We start from the raw sequence: 18183 nt of genomic DNA, 5'->3' as shown, positions 1-18183 counted from the left end.
TTACTCTGCGTCGGGCAGCCGGGGCTTGAGCAGATAGCCCACGCCACGCAGCGTCATGATGGCGGCGTCGCTGGCCTCGAGCTTTTTGCGCAGGCGGTGTACATACAGCTCCAGCGCGTCTTCGCTGGCCTCCTCGTCCATGCTGTACACGGCGTCGAGCAGCCTGGCCTTGGAGACGGCGCTGCCATGGGCCAGCATCAGGGCTTCGAGCACGCTGCGCTCGCGCGGGGGCAAGGGCAGCTCCTCGCCATCGATGGCAAACAGCCGGGTGCGCAGGTCCAGCTGCAACGTGCCGCAGCGCACCAGGTTTTCGCGCCCCGGCATCTGGCGCCGTGCTATGGCCTGCATGCGCGCCAGCAGCTCGCGCAGGTCCACGGGCTTGACCAGATAGTCATCGGCACCTATTTCAAGGCACAGCACTTTCTGGTCCATGGAGTCAGATGCAGTTAGTACGATCACCGGCAGCGCATCACCGCGGCCGCGCAGCCGGCGCAACAAAGCCTTGCCGCTGAGCAGGGGCAGATTCAGGTCCAGCAGCAGCAGGTCGTAGTGTGTCTGGCTCAGCAACTGGTCGGCGCTGTCGCCGCGTTCCACCAGGTCCACCACATAGCCCTGCTGGCGTAGCAGCTCGGCCAGGGACTGGCCCAGCTCGGGGTTGTCTTCCACCACAAGAAGCTTCATGTCGCCAGAGTACGCCCAGTCATGAGCGTCGCAGCTACGTGAAACAACGACCCGGGATAACCCCTAAAAATATTGCGGTGCAGCGAAAGCGGAACGAAAGCGCGCGATTTCTAGACTGGCTTCATCAACGACCGGAAGGCGAAGCCGCCCCTGCGGCGGACGACACGCCATGACAACCCTCTGAAGGAGATACCGCCATGTCCTTGAATGCTCGCTCTTGCCGCAGTCTGCTGACGTCTGCCCTGGCCAGCGCCTTGCTGGCCCTTGGCAGCGTGGCTCCGGCTGCCCATGCAGCTGACAGCGATACCGTGACCATCATGGTGGGAGGCATTAACAAGATCATTTATTTGCCTGCCAAGCTGGCCGAGGTTCTGGGCTACTTCAAGGCCGAAGGTCTGAAGGTGGAGCTGCAGTCTCAGCCTGCGGGTGTGGATGCCGAAAACCAGCTGATCGCTGGTGCTGTGCAGGGCGTGGTGGGTTTCTATGACCACACCATCGATCTGCAGGCCAAGGGCAAGGAGATTCAGGCCATTGCCGTGTTCTGCAAGGTGCCGGGCGAGGTCGAGCTGGTCTCCAGCAAGGCCGCAGCCGCGGGCTTCAAGACCATGGCCGATGCCAAGGGCAAGACGCTGGGCGTGACCGGCCTGGGATCGTCCACCGAATTCCTGACTCGCTACCTGGTAGACAGGCAGGGTGTGGCCAGCAAGGACTATTCGCTGCTGCCTGTGGGCGCGGGCAGCTCCTTCATCGCCGGCATGAAGCAGGACCGCATACAGGCCGGCATGACCACAGAACCCACGGTGTCGCAGATGCTCAAGTCCGGCGATGCCAAGGTGCTGGTGGACATGCGAACCGAGGCCGGCACCCAGGCTGCGCTGGGCGGGCTGTATCCGGCCGCCAGCTTTTATGTGCGCAACGACTGGGCCGCCATGCACAAGGATCAGGCCGCCAAGCTGGCCCGGGCCTTTGCCAAGACCATGGCATATATCGGCAGCCACAGTGCCGAGCAGATCGCCGAGCTGATGCCCAAGGACTATTACGGCAGCGACAAGGCCCTGTATGTGGAGGCACTCAAGGCTTCTCTGCCCATGTTCACCAGGGACGGCGCCATGCCCGCAGGCGGGCCGGAGACCGTGCTCAAGGTGCTGTCGGCCTACAAGCCCCAGGTCAAGAGTGCGCATATCGATCTGGGCAAGACCTATACCAATACCTTTCTCAGCGCCAAGTAAGGCAGCCTTGAACTGTTAACGGGAGCTCTTCATGTCCTCAGTCACACTGTCGCTTGGTACTTCGCAAGCGTCCGGTCTTTTACCGCCCCAAGGCGCTTTCGCAAGCGCCGCCAGCGTGGATTCTGCTATCGAATTCGATGATGTCTCGCTGCGCTTCATCTCGGCCGACGGCAACGCCACGATCGCGCTGCGCAATTTTTCCATGACGGTGGCCAGGGGCGAGTTCGTGGCCATCGTGGGCCCCACGGGCTGCGGTAAGTCCACGACCCTGAACATGATCACCGGCCTGCTCAAGCCCACGGTGGGCAGCGTGCAGGTCATGGGCAAGCCCGTCACGGGGATCGATCCGCGCATAGGCTTTGTGTTCCAGGCCGATGCGGTGTTTCCCTGGAAGTCCGTGCGCGAGAACGTAGCTGCCGGGCCCATCTTCCGTGGCACGCCCAAGGCCAAGGCCCTGGCGCTGGCCGATGAGTGGATACAGCGCGTGGGCCTGGACAAGTTCGGCAACCACTATCCGCACCAGCTCTCGGGCGGAATGCGCAAGCGCGTGGCCCTGGCACAGACCTTCATCAACCAGCCCGAGATTCTGCTGATGGACGAGCCTTTCTCGGCGCTGGACATGCAGACGCGCACGCTGATGCAGGACGAGCTGCTGCGTCTGTGGTCCGGCAGTGGCGGCTCCGTGGTGTTTGTGACGCATGACTTGGAGGAGGCTATTGCTCTGGCCGATCGCGTGTTCGTGTTGACCGCGCGCCCCGCGACGCTCAAACGGGTCTACGAGATCGACCTGCCGCGCCCGCGCATCATGAGCCAGGTGCGCTATGACCAGCAGTTCATCGATCTGTCCAAGCGCATCTGGGACGACCTGCGTGAAGAAGTGCAGATCCAGTAAGCCCTAATGCGCCGTGCAAGGAGAAACACATGTCCGAAATGGCTTTGAACACAGCGCCGGAAAATTCGCCGGCCTCCCAGACCGCGCCCTCATCCGGCGCCAGACTGCCTCAGGCGATCAGCGATGCAGCCTTGGCCCAGGAGTCGGCCATCGCCCAGGCGGGCATCAGGCGCCGGAGGCGGATGATCATCGCCCTGCGCTTGGCCGTGCTGGTCCTTGTGCTCGGCGGCTGGGAGCTGGCGGCGCGCCTGAAATGGATAGACCCGTTCTTCTATTCCATGCCCTCGATGATCTGGAGCCAGATCGTGGAATGGCTGAGCGACGGTACCTCCCAGGGGCCGCTTTGGCAGCAGGTGCTGGTCACGCTGGAGGAAACGGTGATCGGCTTTCTGATCGGCGCCGTGGCCGGTGTGGTCTGCGGCATCGTACTGGGTCGCAACAAGCTGCTGTCGGACGTGTTCTCCATTTATATCCAGATCGCCAACTCCATTCCGCGTGTAGTGCTGGGCTCGGTGTTCGTGATCGCGCTGGGCCTGGGCATGGCTTCCAAGGTGGCGCTGGCTGTGGTGATGGTCTTCTTCGTGGTCTTCGCCAACGCCTTTCAGGGGGTACGCGAGGCCGATAAATACATGATCGCCAATGCGCAGATCCTCGGGGCCTCGCCGCGCCAGCTGACCACGGCGGTGGTGATCCCCTCTGCCATGTCCTGGATTCTGGCCAGCCTGCATGTGAGCTTCGGCTTCGCACTGGTGGGTGCCGTGGTGGGTGAATTTCTGGGCGCCAAGGAGGGCATAGGCCTGCTGATCTCCACAGCCCAGGGGGCTTTCAATGCCAGCGGCGTGTTCGCTGCGATGATCGTGCTGGCCGTGGTGGCGCTGGCCGCAGATTTTCTGCTCACGCGGCTGGAAAAACGTCTGCTCAAATGGCGGCCTGCGGCGTTCTAAGTGCCGCGCTCAAGGAAGCCACCGCCTTGCGGTGGCTTTTTTATGGGCAATGCAAGCTGCATTTGCTTCTTTATTTGCAGCGTATGGCGATCCGTGGGGAAGGGTTGGAAGCGTTTTTCGAAATTCCTAGGCTGCCCCGCACGCGGGCTGAGGCAGCTCCGGCTCACGATAGACCAGCACCTTCAAGCTGCGTTCTTCGTCCACATCGGCAAAAACCGGTGGGTTGGTCAGGCGCTCTACGAACTGCAGCTCGGGTGCGATTTCCGCCATCTGCCCTCGCAGGAAGTCCGTCCCCAGCTCGGGTGCGTTCAGGCACAGCAGGACCTGACCGCCCGGCACCAGCAGATCGGGCAGGCGGCGCATCAGGCGTGCATAGTCCTTGGTGGCGATGAAGCTGCCTTTCTGGTAGCTGGGCGGGTCCACGACGATCAGGTCGTACGGTCCGCTGCGGTTGATCTTGCCCCAGCTGCTGAAAATATCATGGGCGGCAAAGCTGGCTCCGGCCTTGACGCCGTTGAGCTGATGGTTGTGCTGGCCCGTGGCCAGAGCGCCCTTGCTCATGTCCATATTGAGAACCTGACCGGCACCGGCCAGTTTGGCCACGACCGAGAACGCGCAGGTGTAGGCAAACAGATTGAGCACCTTCATGCGCTCGGGACGCTCATGGGCCAGCACCTGCCGGCGCACCCAGTCGCGGCCGGCGGCCATGTCGAGGAACAGGCCGTGGTTCTGCCCGCGTGCGATATGGATCAGATATTTGGCGCCGTTCTCGGTCACCACATGCGGCTCAGGCAGTTCGCCGGCCATGACGCGGGTTTCGACCTTGCCGCCGCTCTCACGGCTCTGGAAGGCCCAGGTCAGAGGCAGTCCGGCCGGTGCGATCTGCTGCCAGCGCTGCTCCAGCGCCTGACCGATCTGGCTCAGCTGGGCCTCCTCCATAGGCGCAAAGCTGGTCAGCACGATGACGGGGGCAAAGGCATCCAGCGAGATCTGCTCGCAGCCCGGATAGCGCCCGCCGCGGCCATGAAAGATGCGCTGGGCATCGGTAGGGAAGGGCATCTGGGCAATGGCGGCTAGCAGGGCTTGCATGGGGGGAAAACAGTCACGCGGTCAAACAAGCCGCCAGTGTAGGCATTGCAGCGAGCTCCGGTGGCCAGGGCGGCACATGTCCCTTGCAATGCTTGGCGGCCCGGGCAGCCGCAAAAGGCCCTGGGGCTCGCGCTGCCCGTAGCCGTTCAATCAGTGGTAGATGCGCCGCACATCGAAAAAGCAGCTCTCGGTGCCACCAATGCCTTGCAGCCCGGCTTCGGCAGCAGCTCGGGCGGCTTTCATCCAGCGCTGGAAGGTGAGCTTGGCGTCGTCGGTGATCTCTTCGGGCGGGGTGTCTTCCAGACCTTGCACCAGAGACAGGGCTTCGCCTACCTGTTCTTCCCCGCCAAGCTGGCGTGCCAGTACGCGGGCATAGCGTGCTTCGGCCTGATGACGTTTGTCCTCGGGCAGCTCGGGGTAGTCGCAAAGAGAGACGGTGAAATGGGCTTCTTGCATGTCCGTATATCCACAGTGTTTTGACTGTTTAAATATACAGTAATTAACTGTTTTTGTATCCAGTTCCTGAAAAATTTTTGCGGTTGACCAGGGACTGCGTTTTGTAGACTGTGGTCATGAATCACGCTGCTTCGCTGCCATTTCCCGGTCATGCCCTGTTTGTCACGCGCATCGGTGCCTGTGGACTGGCCTGGAATGCCGCCGCCGTCTGCGCCGTGCAACTGCCCGAGGCCAGCTGGGGCGAGACCCGGGAGCGCATGCTGCTGGGCCTGAGCAAACGCCATGCGCTGCAGCCGCAGCGCGGACCTGCAGTCTATGGCGCCGTGACCTCCATCTCCGCGGTCCCGGGCTTTGCCCTGCTGGCCATGGCCGGGGTGCAGTGTCTGCTGGCTGGCGTGAACTCGCAGAGCGAGCAGGGCTGGGCGCAGCTCGGCGCAGAGGCCGTGGCTTTCGGCGTGCTGGGCGATATGCGCCAGGACTTCGCGCAAGAATCGGGCGACGGTCTGCCCGATCTGCAGCAGATCGCGCTTGATGAATTTGCCGTGCCTGCCTTTCACAGCCGGGTCTATGCTTTCACGCGTGCCCTGGAGCCGGGCCGGACCAGCACCTATGGCGAGGTGGCGGCGGCACTGGGCGAAGCCGGTGCGGCGCGCGCCGTAGGCCAGGCGCTGGGAGCCAATCCGTTTGCGCCGATTGTTCCCTGCCATCGCGTGCTGGCGGCAGGACGGGCGCCGGGCGGCTTTTCGGGCGGTCAGGGTGCTTTGACCAAGCTGCGCATGCTGGAGATCGAAGGCGGTGCCTGGGGCGGCACACAGTCGCTGTTTGCCGATTGAGGGCACAGGATGTGCTTCGCCTGGCGGCTGCCGGCAGATCCTGCAAGCCGCGCCAGTGCCGGCTCTGCCACCTGCGGGACAGCGCCGACACGCAGGTGACAACACAGCGCCTGAGGCGCCCGCACAATTCATGCAGCTTTTGACGGGCAGGCCTTGCAAGGCACTGCGCACCCGGTTTGAACCTTGAAAACAAACAGGAGACATGAGAATGACACGTACGGTGCAGCAACTTTTCGATCTCTCGGGCAAGACGGCCCTGGTGACCGGTGGCTCGCGTGGCCTGGGTCTGCAGATGGCGCATGCGCTGGGCGAGGCCGGTGCAAAGATTCTGCTGAGCTCGCGCAAGGCCAAGGATCTGGAAGAGGCCGCCGCCGAACTCAAGGCCGCGGGCATAGAGGCTGACTGGATTGCCGCCGACTGCTCGGACGAGGCCGATATCACCCGTCTGGCCAAGGAGGCCGTGCAGCGCCTCGGCCATGTGGACATCCTGATCAACAACGCCGGAGCCAGCTGGGGCGCGCCGGCCGAGGACCACCCGACGGCAGCCTGGGACAAGGTGATGAACCTGAATGTGCGCGGCTATTTTCTGCTGAGTCAGCAGATCGCCCGCCTGTCCATGCTGGAGCGCAAGAGCGGTCGCATCATCAATCTGGCGTCGATCGCCGGCTTGGGTGGCAATCCCACGGGCATGAAGACCATTGCCTACAACACCTCCAAGGGCGCGGTCATCAATTTCACGCGCGCGCTGGCTGGCGAGTGGGGCGAGCACGGCATTACGGTCAACGCCATCTGCCCGGGCTTTTTCAAGACCAAGATGGCGGCCGTGCTGATCGAGACGCTGGGTGAGGACGAAATGCGTTCCCATGCCCCGCTGCGCCGCCTGGGCGACGACGAGGATCTCAAGGGACTGACGCTGCTTTATGCCAGCGATGCCGGCAAGCACATCACCGGCCAGTGGATGGCGGTGGATGGCGGCGTGAGCGCTCTGGTCGGGGGCTGAAGCCCGGCCAGGCCGTGTTTTTGTCACGCGCCGGAGTTCGGGCCGGTCCGGCGTGTTTATATTCACGACTTGGCTGTCGCAGCGCGGTGCGCGGCGCTTCACTCTCCTGAAAGGTTTTGCGGTGTTGTCATTTGGTCCAGAAATTCCCTTTGTGCATGAACTCGGTTTCGTCCTGATCAAGGCCGAAAACGGCGAATCCGAACTGCGCTACACACCGCGGCCCGAGCACCTGAATTCCTTCGGCGTCACGCATGGCGGCGCATCGATGACCTTGCTCGACGTGACCATGGCCGTGGCCGCGCGCAGCGTGGATTTCGAGCAGGGTGTTGTCACCATCGAGATGAAGAGTTCCTTCATGCAGGCCGCCAAAGGGCCGCTGGTGGGTCAGGGCAAGCTGCTGCATCGCACCGGAAGCATGGCTTTCACCGAAGGTCGTATCTATGACGCGCAAGGACGCCTGTGCGTGCAGGCCACAGGCACTTTCAAATACATGCAGCGCAGGCCTGCAGCCGAAGGCGGACTGAAAGCCCTGCCCACGGATTGAGTACAGACAGGCTGCTCTGTTTTTATGAGCGGCTACCGCCTTTCATATGGTTGTTTTGTATGTTATTAGCTGTAAGTGTGACGTATATCAAGCGCTTTCAGCTATGAAAATTGAGTTTCAAACAGGAGACGAGACATGACGGTCAATCAGCAGATCCTTCTGGACAACCGCCCGCAGGGCGAGGCGGTAGAGAGCAATTTCAAGCTGGTGCAGTCGCCGCTGCCCACGGTGGGCGAGGGCCAGGTGCTGGTGCGCCACCACTATCTGAGCCTGGACCCTTACATGCGCGGTCGCATGAATGACTCCAAGAGCTATGCCCAACCCCAGCCGCTGGGCGAGGTCATGCAGGGCGGCACGGTGGGCGAGATTGTCGAGAGCCGCCACCCCAAGTTCAAGGCCGGCGACAAGGTGGTCGGCATGGGCGGCTGGCAGGAGTACTCGCTGCTTGACCCCAGCGTGCCCGGCGCGCTGCGCAAGGTCGACACCACCCATGTGCCGCTGTCCTACTATCTGGGTGCCGTGGGCATGCCGGGCGTCACAGCCTGGTATGGCCTGGTCAAGATCATCAACCCCAAGGCCGGTGAAACCATGGTCGTCAGCGCCGCGACCGGTGCCGTGGGCAGCGCTTTTGTGGCGCTGGCCAAGGCGCGCGGCTGCCGCGTGGTGGGCATTGCGGGAGGTGCCGAGAAATGCCGTTACGCCGTGCATGAACTGGGCTTTGATGCCTGTATCGATTACCGCGAGCACCCCGATGCCAAGACCATGGCCAAGGCCTTGAAGGATGCCTGCCCCAACGGCATCGACGGCTATTTCGAGAACGTGGGCGGCTATATCTTCGACGCCGTGCTGCTGCGCACCAATGCCTTTGCGCGTGTGGCCCTGTGCGGAATGATTGCCGGCTATGACGGCCAGCCCCTGCCGCTGGCCAACCCGGCGCTGCTGCTGGTCAACCGCATCAAGCTCGAAGGCTTTATCGTGAGCGAGCACATGGAAGTCTGGGGCGAGGCCCTGACCGAGCTGGGCGGCCTGGTGGCAGCCGGCAAGCTCAAGCCGCGCGAGACGATTTCACTAGGTCTGGCCTCGGCGCCGGGCGCATTTCTGGGCCTGCTCAAGGGCAAGAACTTCGGCAAGCAGCTGGTGAAGCTGATTTAACCCCCTGAGGCTGAAAAAAATCACCCCCTGAGGCGCTTTGCGCCTTCCCCCTCTCTCGCTTCGCTGGGGGGGGGGCGATGCCTTCGCCGGGGCGGCCCCGCCGCGAGGCGGCTCTAGTTTGGCATCTCTGATCTGGAGTGCCCCAGTTGCAGGCGCTATTTCCATTTTAAAAATATCCGGAGACAAGAATGATCACGAATTTCGCGGGAAAGACGGCGGTTCTGACGGGTGCGGGCTCGGGCTTCGGGCTGGAGTGCGCGCGCATTGGAGCCGCCAGAGGCATGAATCTGGTGCTGGTCGATGTGCAGCAGGAGGCGCTGGATAAGGCCGAGGCCGAGCTCAAGGCCGCCGGTGCCAAGGTGCTGGCGCGCAAGGTCGATGTGTCGGATGCTGCGCAGATGGAGCGACTGGCTGCCGAGGTCAAGGAGACCTTTGGCGCGCCGCACTTCGTCTTCAACAACGCGGGCGTCGGTGCCGGCGGTCTGGTCTGGGAAAACACGGTAGCCGACTGGCAGTGGGTGCTGGGCGTCAATGTCTGGGGCGTGATCCATGGCGTGCGCCTGTTCACGCCCATGATGCTGGAGGCCGCCAAGGCCGATCCGGCCTTCGAAGGCCATATCGTCAACACCGCCAGCATGGCGGGTCTGCTGGCGCCGCCGAACACGGGTATCTACAACGTCAGCAAGCATGCGGTGGTGTCGCTGACCGAGACGCTGTACCAGGACCTGGCCCTGGTCTCGGATCAGGTCAGCGCCAGTCTGCTCTGTCCCTTCTTTGTGCCCACGGGCATAGCTCACAGCGAGCGCAACCGTCCCCAGGGCCTGGAGGCGCAGCCTTTGACGGCCAGCCAGAAGATAGGTCAGGCCATGACCGACAAGGCTGTGGGCTCGGGCAAGGTCACGGCGGCCGAGATGGCGCAGAAGGTGTTCGATGCGATTGCATCGGGCCAGTTCTATATCTACAGCCACCCGCAGGCCCTGGGCTCGGTGCAGGTGCGTCTGGAGGATGTGGTGCAGGGCCGCAACCCGACGGATCCGTACGCGCACAAGCCCGAACTGGGCGAAAGCCTCAAGGCGGCGCTGCGCGCAGGCTGAGGGTGAGGAAGTTGAAAAAGCCTTGCCGCTGCGGCAAGGCTTTTTTCATGGCGTGGCCGAAGTCTGGGGGCCGAGCTCGGCCTCGGTGGCCGGACGCACCAGGCGCAGCAGCAGGCCATTGCCCTTGCCCATATCAGGCACGGCCTGCAGCGTCTCGGTGTTGACCGCCCAGGCCTGCTGGGCCGAGAGGCCGGAGATGCTGCTGGATTTGTCCACCTGGGCGTAGTTGTAGGTGTTCAGGCGCTGGGCATTCACGGCGGCCGTGCCCGTCCAGTGCCAGTCGCGCGGCGCGTTGGGAAAGAGTTCAGGGTTCAGGCCCTGGGGCTTGCTGCTGCGGTCCAGCAGGCGCTTGAGCTCATTGACGCGCGGCAGCCGCCAGCGCAGGTTTTCGGCCTTGCTGCGTTCTGCGGCATGGGTCATGGCCTGCTTGTAGCTGAAGACCTCGGCCTGGCCGCTGCAGGTCTTGCCATTCCAGCTCATGCCCTCGGCGCAGCGCGGCCAGGCCAGCTTGGCACGCGTGTCTATCACCATGTTCCCATCTGGTGAGGGCAGAAAGACCGGGGCCGCTGCGGCGGGCTGCGCGCTGGCCGGTTGAGACGTCAGGCATAGCGCAGTCAGCAGTAAAAAGGACAGACGTGGGGAGAAACTTGCAGCAATCACGGCAATAGCAGGGAAGGGTAGTTGAGCCCATTGTGCTGGTTGTCCATGCAGTCATGGCCTCGATGACTGGGCCTAAAGCCTCGTAATTGACGGCTTAGGCACAGGCGGTGCGCGGCTGACCGGCGTGAGCCTGCACCGCCATGCAGGAAACCGGCGCCTGCTCAGCACATAAATCAAGTTACCACGACAATCACACCCCTATGCAAGCTTCTGTTTCCCTGCGTCTGGTTCTGATTCTCGGCCTGTTGTCGGCCATAGGGCCTTTCGCCATCGATATGTATCTGCCGGCCTTGCCACAGATCGGCGCCAGCCTGGATGCCCAGGTCGGTGCCGTACAAGCCAGCCTGACCGCGTTCTTTCTCTCCATCGGCGTGGGGCAACTGCTCTACGGCCCGGTCTCGGACATGCTGGGCCGCAAGCCACCGCTGTATTTTGGCCTGACGGTGTTTGCCGCCGCCAGCGTGGGATGTGCGCTGGCACCCAATATCGAAACCCTGGTGGTGCTCCGATTTGTGCAGGGTCTGGGCGCTGCGGCCTGCATGGCCGTGCCGCGTGCCGTGGTGCGCGACCTGCATACGGGCCACGCGGCCGCGCGCATGATGTCGCTGCTGATGCTGGTCTTCAGCGTCTCGCCGATTCTGGCGCCTCTGGCCGGCAGCGGCGTGATTGCCCTGGCCGGCTGGCGTGCCGTGTTCTGGGTCGTGGCCGCCGCAGCCATGCTGGGCTTGATTGCCACCTGGCGCGGCGTGGAGGAAACCCGCAGCGCCGAGGCGCGGCTGGACAGCAGCCTGGGCGGCGCACTCAAGGCCTATCTGAGCCTGTTGCGTGACTGGCATTACCTGGGCCTGGTGTTTATCGGTGGCTGCGCCATGGCGGGCTTTTTTGTCTACCTGGCGGGCTCGCCGTTTGTGCTCATCAACTACTACGGCCTCTCGTCCACGCAGTACAGCATGGCGTTTGCGCTGAACTCCATCGCCTTCATCGGTGCGGCGCAGCTGACGGGTCGGCTGGGTCAGCGCTTTGGCCTGGTCAATGTCGTCAAGGCTGCGGCTTCTGCCTCGGGCGTGACCATGGCTGCATTGCTGGTCTATTACCTGCTGGGCGGCGAGCAGCTGACGGTGCTGATCGTGCTGTACTTCATCGCCAGTGCCTTCATGGGCCTGGTGATTCCCACCACCTCGGTGCTGGCCCTGGAGGAGCATGGCGAGATTGCTGGAACTGCCTCGGCCTTGCTGGGCACGCTGCAGATGCTGAGCGGCGCGGCGGCCATGCAGATCGTGGGGCATTTTTCCAACGGCAAGCCCTTGCCCATGGTAGTGGGTATGGCGACCGGAGCCCTGGTGGGCGTGGCGCTGACCTGGATCACGCTGGGCCGTGTACACCGAGTTGCCCATGACTGAGAGCACTGCCCAGACTCCTGCCGCCTACGATGGCCTGCCTGATGGCGCACGCGGCCGCGCCATGCTGGTCATCATTCTAGGCCTGACACTGTCGGTGCTGGACAGCAGCATCGTCAATCTGGCCTTGCCCGCCATTGCGCGCGAGCTGCAGGCCAGCTCGGCGCTGACGCTGTGGGTGGTTAATGCCTATCAGCTTGCCGGTCTGGTGCTGCTGCTGCCGCTGGCGGCCCTGGGCGAGCGCCTGGGTTACCGGCGCATCTATCTGCTGGGCATGACGGTGTTTGTCATTGCCTCGGTGGCGGCCACGCTGGCCAGCTCGCTGGCCACTCTGATTGCGGCGCGCGTGTTTCAAGGCATGGGTGCCGCTGGCATCATGAGCGTGAATGCGGCGCTGGTGCGACTGACCTATCCGCGCGCCATGCTGGGACGCGGCATGGCCATCAATTCGCTGGTGGTGGCGACCTCGTCCATGGCCGGGCCTTCGGTGGCCGCGGCCATCCTGTCGGTCGCCAACTGGCCCTGGCTGTTTGCCATCAATGTGCCGCTGGGCCTGATCACCTTGTGGATGGGACGCAAGGCACTGCCGGCCAACCCCGTGGTGCGCAAGGACGGCGAGCCGATAGCGGCGCTTGACGTATTGCTCAATATTCTGATGTTCACCCTGCTTTTCCTGGGCGGTGAGCAACTGGGCGTGCGCATGGGGCATGACCAGGGCGCTGCGGGCAGCTCCCTGATGCCTTCGGGCTGGTGGCTATTGGGTGCCGGGCTGGTGGTCGGCTATGTCTACCTGCGCCGTCAGTGGCACAAGACAGCTCCGCTGTTTCCGGTCGATCTGATGCGTATTCCGGTGTTCCGCCTGTCGATGTGCGGATCGGTCTCGGCCTTCTGCGCGCAGATGCTGTCCTATCTGGCCCTGCCATTCCTGCTGCTGGAGGCACGCGGCCTGTCTCCCATGGAGGCCGGCATGCTGATCACGGCCTGGCCGCTGGCCACCATGCTCACGGCCCCGGTTGCGGGGCGTCTGATCGGCAAGTATCCAGACGGTCTGCTGGGCGGTATCGGCATGGCCATGTTTGCTTGCGGACTGTGGCTGCTGGCGGCCATGCCCATCGATGTCGCGCACTGGGATATGGTCTGGCGCATGCTGCTGGCGGGCAGCGGCTTTGCGCTCTACCAGTCGCCCAACAATCACACCATCGTCACCTCTGCCCCCATGTCGCGCAGCGGTGCAGCGGGCGGCATGCTGAGTTCGGCCCGCATGACCGGGCAGACGCTGGGTGCCGTGGTACTGGCTACCATCTTTGCCATCTCGGGCGGGCATGGTGGCAATGCTGAACTGCTGGCGCTGGCCGTGGCCGGCGGTTTTGCGGCATTGGCCGGGGTTTTCAGCATGTTGCGGGTACGCCCGGGCAAGTCGCAGCATTGATTTGGCAGCAAAAGCGGCTGCCGAGCTGATATTGATGGCGCAGCCGACCATCGATTGCGCAGCGCGGCGGCGGGGCGGACCTAGTCCGTTATGAGGTGGAGCCTTGCTGCCAAGGCTTTCTACAGTGATGCCGCCAAGTCGATGGCGCAGCATGTCTTGCATGCCTGTGTGACAGAAGAATGGCAAGCGGGTGATTGCCGGCATGTCATTGCGCTCTTGGCTGCTTTACATTTTATTAATATTGTCGGCGCACAATGTTGACAAGTTCCTTAGTTCAGACCGTTCCACGTATGAAGATTGACCAGCCCGCTTCGCCGAGACCGCGCCGAGAGGCGCATTTTTCTTGCCTGCCCGGTGCAGGCAGGCAGGGTCGTCGCCAGCAGCGCTGGACGCTGGCTGTGGGCGCCATGCTGATTGCCGCAGCGCTGGCGGGTTGCTCCAAGCCCGAGGCGGAGCAAAAAGGCCCGGCCAAGTCGGAGCCCAAGGTCGGAGTGGTCACTTTGCAGTCCCAAAGCCAGCAGCTGGATGCCAGCCTGCCAGGGCGCACCCGCGCTTTCATGACGGCTGAAGTGCGGCCCCAGGTCTCAGGCATCATTCAGCAGCGCCTGTTCACCGAAGGCGCTCAGGTCAAGCAGGGTCAACAGCTCTACCAGATCGATGCCGCATCGCTGAAGGCCGCCGAGGCCAGTGCCGCGGCAGCCGTGGCCAAGGCCGAAGCCAGCCAGCGCACGCTGGCGGCCACGGCGCGGCGCAATGCCGAGCTGGTCAAGATCGACGCCATCAGCAAGCAGGCCTTTGACGAAAGCCAGGCGGCGGCCGCCCAGTCCGCTTCAGACGTGGCGGTGGCCAAGGCGAACCTGGAAACCGCGCGCATCAATCTCAAGTACAGCCGTATCGAGGCGCCGATCGGCGGCCGCATCGCGCTGTCTGCCGTCACGCCCGGCGCGCTGGTCACGGCCAGTCAGGCCACGGCGCTCACCACCATCGTGCAGTTGGACCCGATGTATGTGGACTTCACCCAGTCGAGCTCCGACCTGATGCAGCTCAAGCGAGATCTGGAGTCCGGCCGCTACCAGAAGGTGGAAGGCAACAAGATTCCCGTGCGCATCCAGCTCGACGACGGCAGCGACTACCCGCATCAGGGCAAGCTGGCCTTTGCAGGCGTGATCGTCAACGACACGACCGGCACGCTGACCTTGCGCGCCGAGGTGCCCAATCCCGACGGCATGCTCATGCCCGGCATGTATGTGAAGGCCTTGCTGCCGACTGCCCTGGCACCCGATGCCTTGCTGGTGCCGCAGCAGTCGGTGACCCGCGATTTGACAGGACGCGCCAATGTCATGGTCGTCAAGGACGGCGATGTGGTGGAAAAGCGCGATGTGGAGTTGGACCGCGCCGTGGGTACTTTCTGGTTGCTCAAGACGGGCCTGAAAGCCGGCGAGCGTGTGATGGTGGATGGCTTTCAGCGCATCAAGTCCGGCGACAAGGTCCAGACTGTGGAAGTGGATCTGAAGGCCAAGGCCGAGCGCAAGAGCCAGCGTGGCGAGCCGCCCGTCCAGGCCGCTGCCGATGCGCCTGCCAAGAAGTAAGCAAGGCAGGCGACACACATGGCTCAGTTCTTCATCAACCGGCCCATCTTTGCGTGGGTCATCGCCATCATCATCATGCTGGCCGGGGCTTTGTCGATCAAGCTGCTGCCGCTGGAGCAGTACCCCGAGATTGCTCCGCCCCGGGTGACCATCGGTGCCCAGTACACGGGTGCTTCGGCGGAGACGGTCGAAAACTCGGTGACGCAGATCATCGAGCAGCAGATCAAGGGCATCGACAACATGCTCTATATGAGCTCGACCAGCAATGCGTCGGGTCAGGCTCGCATCACGCTGACCTTTGCCCCGGGCACCAATGTCGACGTGGCCCAGGTGCAGGTGCAAAACAAGATCCAGGGCGCGGTCAACCGCCTGCCGGACTCCGTGAAGACGCGTGGCGTCTTCATCAACAAGGGCGGCCAGGATTTTCTGGTCACCTACAGCTTCTATTCGCCCGATGAGGATGTGACCGCTGTGGACATCGGCGATTACATCAACAGCAATCTGGTGGACATCATCGGGCGCATCGAAGGCGTCGGTGACATCAATGTCTTCGGCACCCCCTATGCGATGCGCATCTGGATGGACCCGGCCAAGATGGAGAAATACGGGCTGATTCCCTCCGATCTGAGCAACGCGCTCAACGCGCAAAATGCCCAGGTCTCCGCAGGTCAGCTTGGGGCTTTGCCGGCGGTGCAGAACCAGCAGCTGAACGCGACCATTACGGCGCGTACCAAGCTCAAGACCGTGGAACAGTTCGAGAACATCGTGCTCAAGTCCTCGAATGACGGCTCTGTCGTCACCATCAAGGACGTGGCCAGGGTGGAACTGGGGGCCGACAACCTGTCCATCCAGGCCAAGCTCAACGGCATGCCGGGCGCAGGCATGGGCATCATCCTGGCCGATGGTGCCAACGCCATGGCGGTGTCGGATGCAGTGGCCGCCAAGCTGGCCGAGCTCAAGCCCTTTTTCCCCAACCAGATCGACTATTTCGTGAGCTCGGACTCCACGCCCTTTGTGCGGGCCTCGATCAACGAGGTGGTGCATGCGCTGGGCGAGGCCATGGTGCTGGTGGTGATCGTGATGTTCGTGTTCCTGCAGAACTTCCGTGCCACGCTGATCCCCGCCATTGCCGTGCCGGTGGTGCTGCTGGGCACCTTCGGCGTGCTGTCCGTTGCGGGGTTCTCCATCAATACGCTGACCATGTTTGCCATGGTGCTGGCCATCGGCCTGCTGGTGGACGATGCCATCGTGGTGGTCGAGAACGTGGAGCGGGTGATGCACGAGACGGGCAAGTCCCCCAAGGAGGCGACGCGCCAGTCCATGAAGGAAATCACGCCCGCGCTGGTCGGCATTGGGGTCACGCTGTCGGCGGTGTTCGTGCCCATGGCTTTCTTTGGTGGCTCGACCGGTGTGATCTATCGCCAGTTCTCAATCACCATCGTGGCGGCCATGGCGCTGTCCGTGTTCGTGGCCCTGACACTGACACCGGCGTTGTGCGCCACGCTTCTCAAGGCTCCGGATCTCGGTCACGGAGAGGGTCACGAGCGTCCCATACGCTCTGGAGTGCTGGGCATCAACGACCGGTTCTTCCGCTGGTTCAACCGCAATTTCGATGCTGCGGCCAACCGCTACCAGAGCACGGTGGCTTTCAGCCTGGGTCGTACCAAGCGCATGATGCTGATCTTCCTGGCAGTGCTGGCCGCGGTCTGGTTGCTGATGGCCAAGCTGCCTACCTCGTTCCTGCCGGACGAGGACCAGGGCTTTGTCTATGTCAACGTCAACCTGCCGTCTGGCGCTTCGGACGCCCGTCTGCAGGAGGTTCTGGACCAGGTGCGCGAGTATCTGGCCAAGCAGCCGGACGTGATCAGCTTCAACCAGGTTTCGGGCCTCAACGGCGACCAGAGTTCGGCACGCGGCTTCATTCGTCTGAAGCCCTGGAGCATGCGTCCGCTGCCTTCGCAATCGGCAGCGGCCATTGCGAACAAGGCGACCAAGGATCTGGCCGGCATCCGTGATGCGCGCGTGCAGGTGGTGTTGCCGCCCGCGGTGCGCGGCCTGGGTTCGAGCTCGGGCTACAACTTCATGATCAAGGACATCAATGGCGTGGGTCATGAAGCGCTGCTCGCCGCGCGTGATCAGGTGCTTGGCGAAATGCGTGCCAACAATCTGCTGACGGCTGTGCGCACCACCAATCTGGAAGACGCCAGCGAGCTGCGCGTGGATGTGGATGACCGCAAGGCTGCCGCTCTGGGGCTGGCGTACAGCGACATCAACAGCGTGCTCTCCAGCGCGATGGGCGGCACCTATGTGAACGACTTCCTGAACAACGGCCGCGTCAAGCGTGTCTACATCATGGGCGATGCCCAGTACCGAATGCTGCCCACCGATATCGCCAAGTGGACGGTGCGCAACAACAAGGGCGAGATGGTGCCGTTTGGCGCGTTCTCCAAGACCTACTGGGCCTATGGTTCGCCCCAGCTGCTGCGCTATAACGGCAGCCCGGCCTATGAGTTTGAAGGCCGTGCCGCAGCGGGCATCAGTTCGGGTACCGCCATGGAGACGGTGGAAGACATCCTGAAGAAGCTGCCCAACGGCATTGCCTACGAATGGACGGGGGCTTCCTTGCAGGAGCGCCAGTCCGGTGCGCAGGCGCCCATGCTGTATGCCATCTCGATTCTGTTCGTCTTCCTGTGCCTGGCCGCACTCTATGAAAGCTGGACGGTGCCTCTGTCGGTGATGCTGGCCGTGCCGCTGGGCGTGGTGGGTGCGCTGTTGGCGACCTATACCCGTGGCCTGACCAACGACGTGTATTTCCAGGTCGGTCTGCTCACCACCGTGGGTCTTGCGGCAAAGAACGCGATCCTGATTGTGGAGTTCGCGGTGCAGTTGCAGGAGCAGGGCAAGAAGCTGTTCGATGCGACGGTGGAGGCCGTGCGTCTGCGTCTGCGTCCCATCCTGATGACTTCTCTGGCCTTTGGTTTCGGCGTGATCCCGCTGGCCATAGGCACCGGCGCTGGCGCTGGTGGTCGCAATGCCATCGGCACGGCCGTGCTGGGCGGCATGGTGGCATCGACGGTGCTGGGTATCTTCCTCGTGCCGGTGTTCTTCCTGCTGGTGCGCAGCTGGTTCAAGAGCCGCTCGCGCAGCGATGAGGCGGCTGACGTCAACAAGGAGAGCGCAGCATGAGGCGCCTC

The 18183-nt window shown here is 63.2% G+C and carries 16 protein-coding genes; 12 read left to right on the top strand and 4 right to left on the bottom strand.

Annotation, left to right across the window (positions count from 1 at the left end; translation table 11 throughout):
* Positions 1-681: a response regulator transcription factor gene (locus tag F3J24_RS02470; protein WP_167002420.1), complete on the bottom strand. Its 681-nt coding sequence runs from the start codon at positions 679-681 to the stop codon at positions 1-3.
* Positions 682-878: 197 nt separating this feature from the next.
* Between F3J24_RS02470 and F3J24_RS02465 the strand changes: the two genes are divergently transcribed.
* Genes F3J24_RS02465 through F3J24_RS02455 form a run of 3 tightly spaced genes read left to right on the top strand, consistent with a single transcriptional unit; the run spans position 879 to position 3746 of the window.
* A complete protein-coding gene (locus tag F3J24_RS02465; RefSeq protein ID WP_167002418.1) occupies positions 879-1910 on the top strand; it encodes an ABC transporter substrate-binding protein in 1032 nt (343 codons plus the stop codon).
* Positions 1911-1941: 31 nt separating this feature from the next.
* Positions 1942-2802, top strand: coding sequence for an ABC transporter ATP-binding protein (locus F3J24_RS02460; RefSeq protein ID WP_167002416.1), 861 nt, complete (start codon positions 1942-1944; stop codon positions 2800-2802).
* 29 nt (positions 2803-2831) lie between these two features.
* Positions 2832-3746: an ABC transporter permease gene (locus tag F3J24_RS02455; protein WP_240154216.1), complete on the top strand. Its 915-nt coding sequence runs from the start codon at positions 2832-2834 to the stop codon at positions 3744-3746.
* Between the two features lie 126 nt (positions 3747-3872).
* Here F3J24_RS02455 and F3J24_RS02450 read toward each other — a convergent pair whose 3' ends face one another.
* The gene (locus tag F3J24_RS02450; RefSeq protein ID WP_167002414.1) at positions 3873-4835 is read right to left on the bottom strand and encodes a class I SAM-dependent methyltransferase; all 963 of its coding nucleotides are present in this window, start codon (positions 4833-4835) and stop codon (positions 3873-3875) included.
* A 150-nt stretch (positions 4836-4985) separates the two neighbouring features.
* Positions 4986-5291 (bottom strand): hypothetical protein, encoded by a 306-nt coding sequence (locus F3J24_RS02445; RefSeq protein ID WP_043003708.1) that lies wholly within the window; start codon positions 5289-5291, stop codon positions 4986-4988.
* 116 nt (positions 5292-5407) lie between these two features.
* Here F3J24_RS02445 and F3J24_RS02440 point away from each other — a divergent pair, with 116 nt between their 5' ends.
* The 5 genes from F3J24_RS02440 to F3J24_RS02420 all read left to right on the top strand — a co-directional run bounded on the left by F3J24_RS02440 (position 5408) and on the right by F3J24_RS02420 (position 9914).
* Complete coding sequence (locus F3J24_RS02440) at positions 5408-6124, top strand: methylated-DNA--[protein]-cysteine S-methyltransferase (RefSeq protein WP_167002412.1); 717 nt, start codon at positions 5408-5410, stop codon at positions 6122-6124.
* Positions 6125-6332: 208 nt separating this feature from the next.
* Entirely contained in the window at positions 6333-7124 is a 792-nt protein-coding gene (locus F3J24_RS02435) for an SDR family oxidoreductase (protein WP_003062433.1), read from the top strand.
* Between the two features lie 121 nt (positions 7125-7245).
* On the top strand, positions 7246-7668 hold the full coding sequence (locus tag F3J24_RS02430; RefSeq protein WP_167002410.1) for a PaaI family thioesterase: 423 nt from the start codon (positions 7246-7248) through the stop codon (positions 7666-7668).
* Between the two features lie 135 nt (positions 7669-7803).
* Positions 7804-8820: an NADP-dependent oxidoreductase gene (locus tag F3J24_RS02425; protein ID WP_167002408.1), complete on the top strand. Its 1017-nt coding sequence runs from the start codon at positions 7804-7806 to the stop codon at positions 8818-8820.
* 188 nt (positions 8821-9008) lie between these two features.
* Entirely contained in the window at positions 9009-9914 is a 906-nt protein-coding gene (locus tag F3J24_RS02420; protein ID WP_167002406.1) for an SDR family oxidoreductase, read from the top strand.
* A 45-nt stretch (positions 9915-9959) separates the two neighbouring features.
* On the opposite strand, the gene F3J24_RS02415 is transcribed toward F3J24_RS02420, so the two are convergent.
* Entirely contained in the window at positions 9960-10445 is a 486-nt protein-coding gene (locus tag F3J24_RS02415) for a DUF1566 domain-containing protein (protein ID WP_043003703.1), read from the bottom strand.
* A gap of 329 nt (positions 10446-10774) precedes the next feature.
* Between F3J24_RS02415 and F3J24_RS02410 the strand changes: the two genes are divergently transcribed.
* From F3J24_RS02410 to F3J24_RS02395, 4 genes are all read left to right on the top strand, one after another.
* Positions 10775-11974: a multidrug effflux MFS transporter gene (locus tag F3J24_RS02410; protein WP_167002404.1), complete on the top strand. Its 1200-nt coding sequence runs from the start codon at positions 10775-10777 to the stop codon at positions 11972-11974.
* Positions 11967-13400 (top strand): MFS transporter, encoded by a 1434-nt coding sequence (locus F3J24_RS02405; RefSeq protein WP_167002402.1) that lies wholly within the window; start codon positions 11967-11969, stop codon positions 13398-13400. The genes F3J24_RS02410 and F3J24_RS02405 overlap by 8 nt, the downstream gene beginning before the upstream one ends.
* A 290-nt stretch (positions 13401-13690) precedes the next feature.
* The gene (locus F3J24_RS02400) at positions 13691-14989 is read left to right on the top strand and encodes an efflux RND transporter periplasmic adaptor subunit (RefSeq protein ID WP_167002400.1); all 1299 of its coding nucleotides are present in this window, start codon (positions 13691-13693) and stop codon (positions 14987-14989) included.
* 18 nt (positions 14990-15007) lie between these two features.
* The gene (locus F3J24_RS02395) at positions 15008-18175 is read left to right on the top strand and encodes an efflux RND transporter permease subunit (RefSeq protein ID WP_167002398.1); all 3168 of its coding nucleotides are present in this window, start codon (positions 15008-15010) and stop codon (positions 18173-18175) included.
* The last annotated feature ends 8 nt before the right edge of the window (positions 18176-18183 follow it).

The sequence above is a fragment of the Comamonas sp. Tr-654 genome (genome assembly GCF_011752915.1).
In the GTDB taxonomy this organism is placed as follows: domain Bacteria; phylum Pseudomonadota; class Gammaproteobacteria; order Burkholderiales; family Burkholderiaceae_C; genus Comamonas.
Note: the sequence above shows the minus strand (reverse complement) of the source record. Positions and strands in the feature narration are given on the sequence as shown.

Coding starts and splice junctions, on each gene's coding strand:
- F3J24_RS02470 (WP_167002420.1), bottom strand. CDS start 681: ATGAAGCTTCTTGTGGTGGAAGACAACCCCGAGCTGGGCCAGTCCCTG.
- F3J24_RS02465 (WP_167002418.1), top strand. CDS start 879: ATGTCCTTGAATGCTCGCTCTTGCCGCAGTCTGCTGACGTCTGCCCTG.
- F3J24_RS02460 (WP_167002416.1), top strand. CDS start 1,942: ATGTCCTCAGTCACACTGTCGCTTGGTACTTCGCAAGCGTCCGGTCTT.
- F3J24_RS02455 (WP_240154216.1), top strand. CDS start 2,832: ATGTCCGAAATGGCTTTGAACACAGCGCCGGAAAATTCGCCGGCCTCC.
- F3J24_RS02450 (WP_167002414.1), bottom strand. CDS start 4,835: ATGCAAGCCCTGCTAGCCGCCATTGCCCAGATGCCCTTCCCTACCGAT.
- F3J24_RS02445 (WP_043003708.1), bottom strand. CDS start 5,291: ATGCAAGAAGCCCATTTCACCGTCTCTCTTTGCGACTACCCCGAGCTG.
- F3J24_RS02440 (WP_167002412.1), top strand. CDS start 5,408: ATGAATCACGCTGCTTCGCTGCCATTTCCCGGTCATGCCCTGTTTGTC.
- F3J24_RS02435 (WP_003062433.1), top strand. CDS start 6,333: ATGACACGTACGGTGCAGCAACTTTTCGATCTCTCGGGCAAGACGGCC.
- F3J24_RS02425 (WP_167002408.1), top strand. CDS start 7,804: ATGACGGTCAATCAGCAGATCCTTCTGGACAACCGCCCGCAGGGCGAG.
- F3J24_RS02420 (WP_167002406.1), top strand. CDS start 9,009: ATGATCACGAATTTCGCGGGAAAGACGGCGGTTCTGACGGGTGCGGGC.
- F3J24_RS02415 (WP_043003703.1), bottom strand. CDS start 10,445: ATGGTGATAGACACGCGTGCCAAGCTGGCCTGGCCGCGCTGCGCCGAG.
- F3J24_RS02410 (WP_167002404.1), top strand. CDS start 10,775: ATGCAAGCTTCTGTTTCCCTGCGTCTGGTTCTGATTCTCGGCCTGTTG.
- F3J24_RS02405 (WP_167002402.1), top strand. CDS start 11,967: ATGACTGAGAGCACTGCCCAGACTCCTGCCGCCTACGATGGCCTGCCT.
- F3J24_RS02400 (WP_167002400.1), top strand. CDS start 13,691: ATGAAGATTGACCAGCCCGCTTCGCCGAGACCGCGCCGAGAGGCGCAT.
- F3J24_RS02395 (WP_167002398.1), top strand. CDS start 15,008: ATGGCTCAGTTCTTCATCAACCGGCCCATCTTTGCGTGGGTCATCGCC.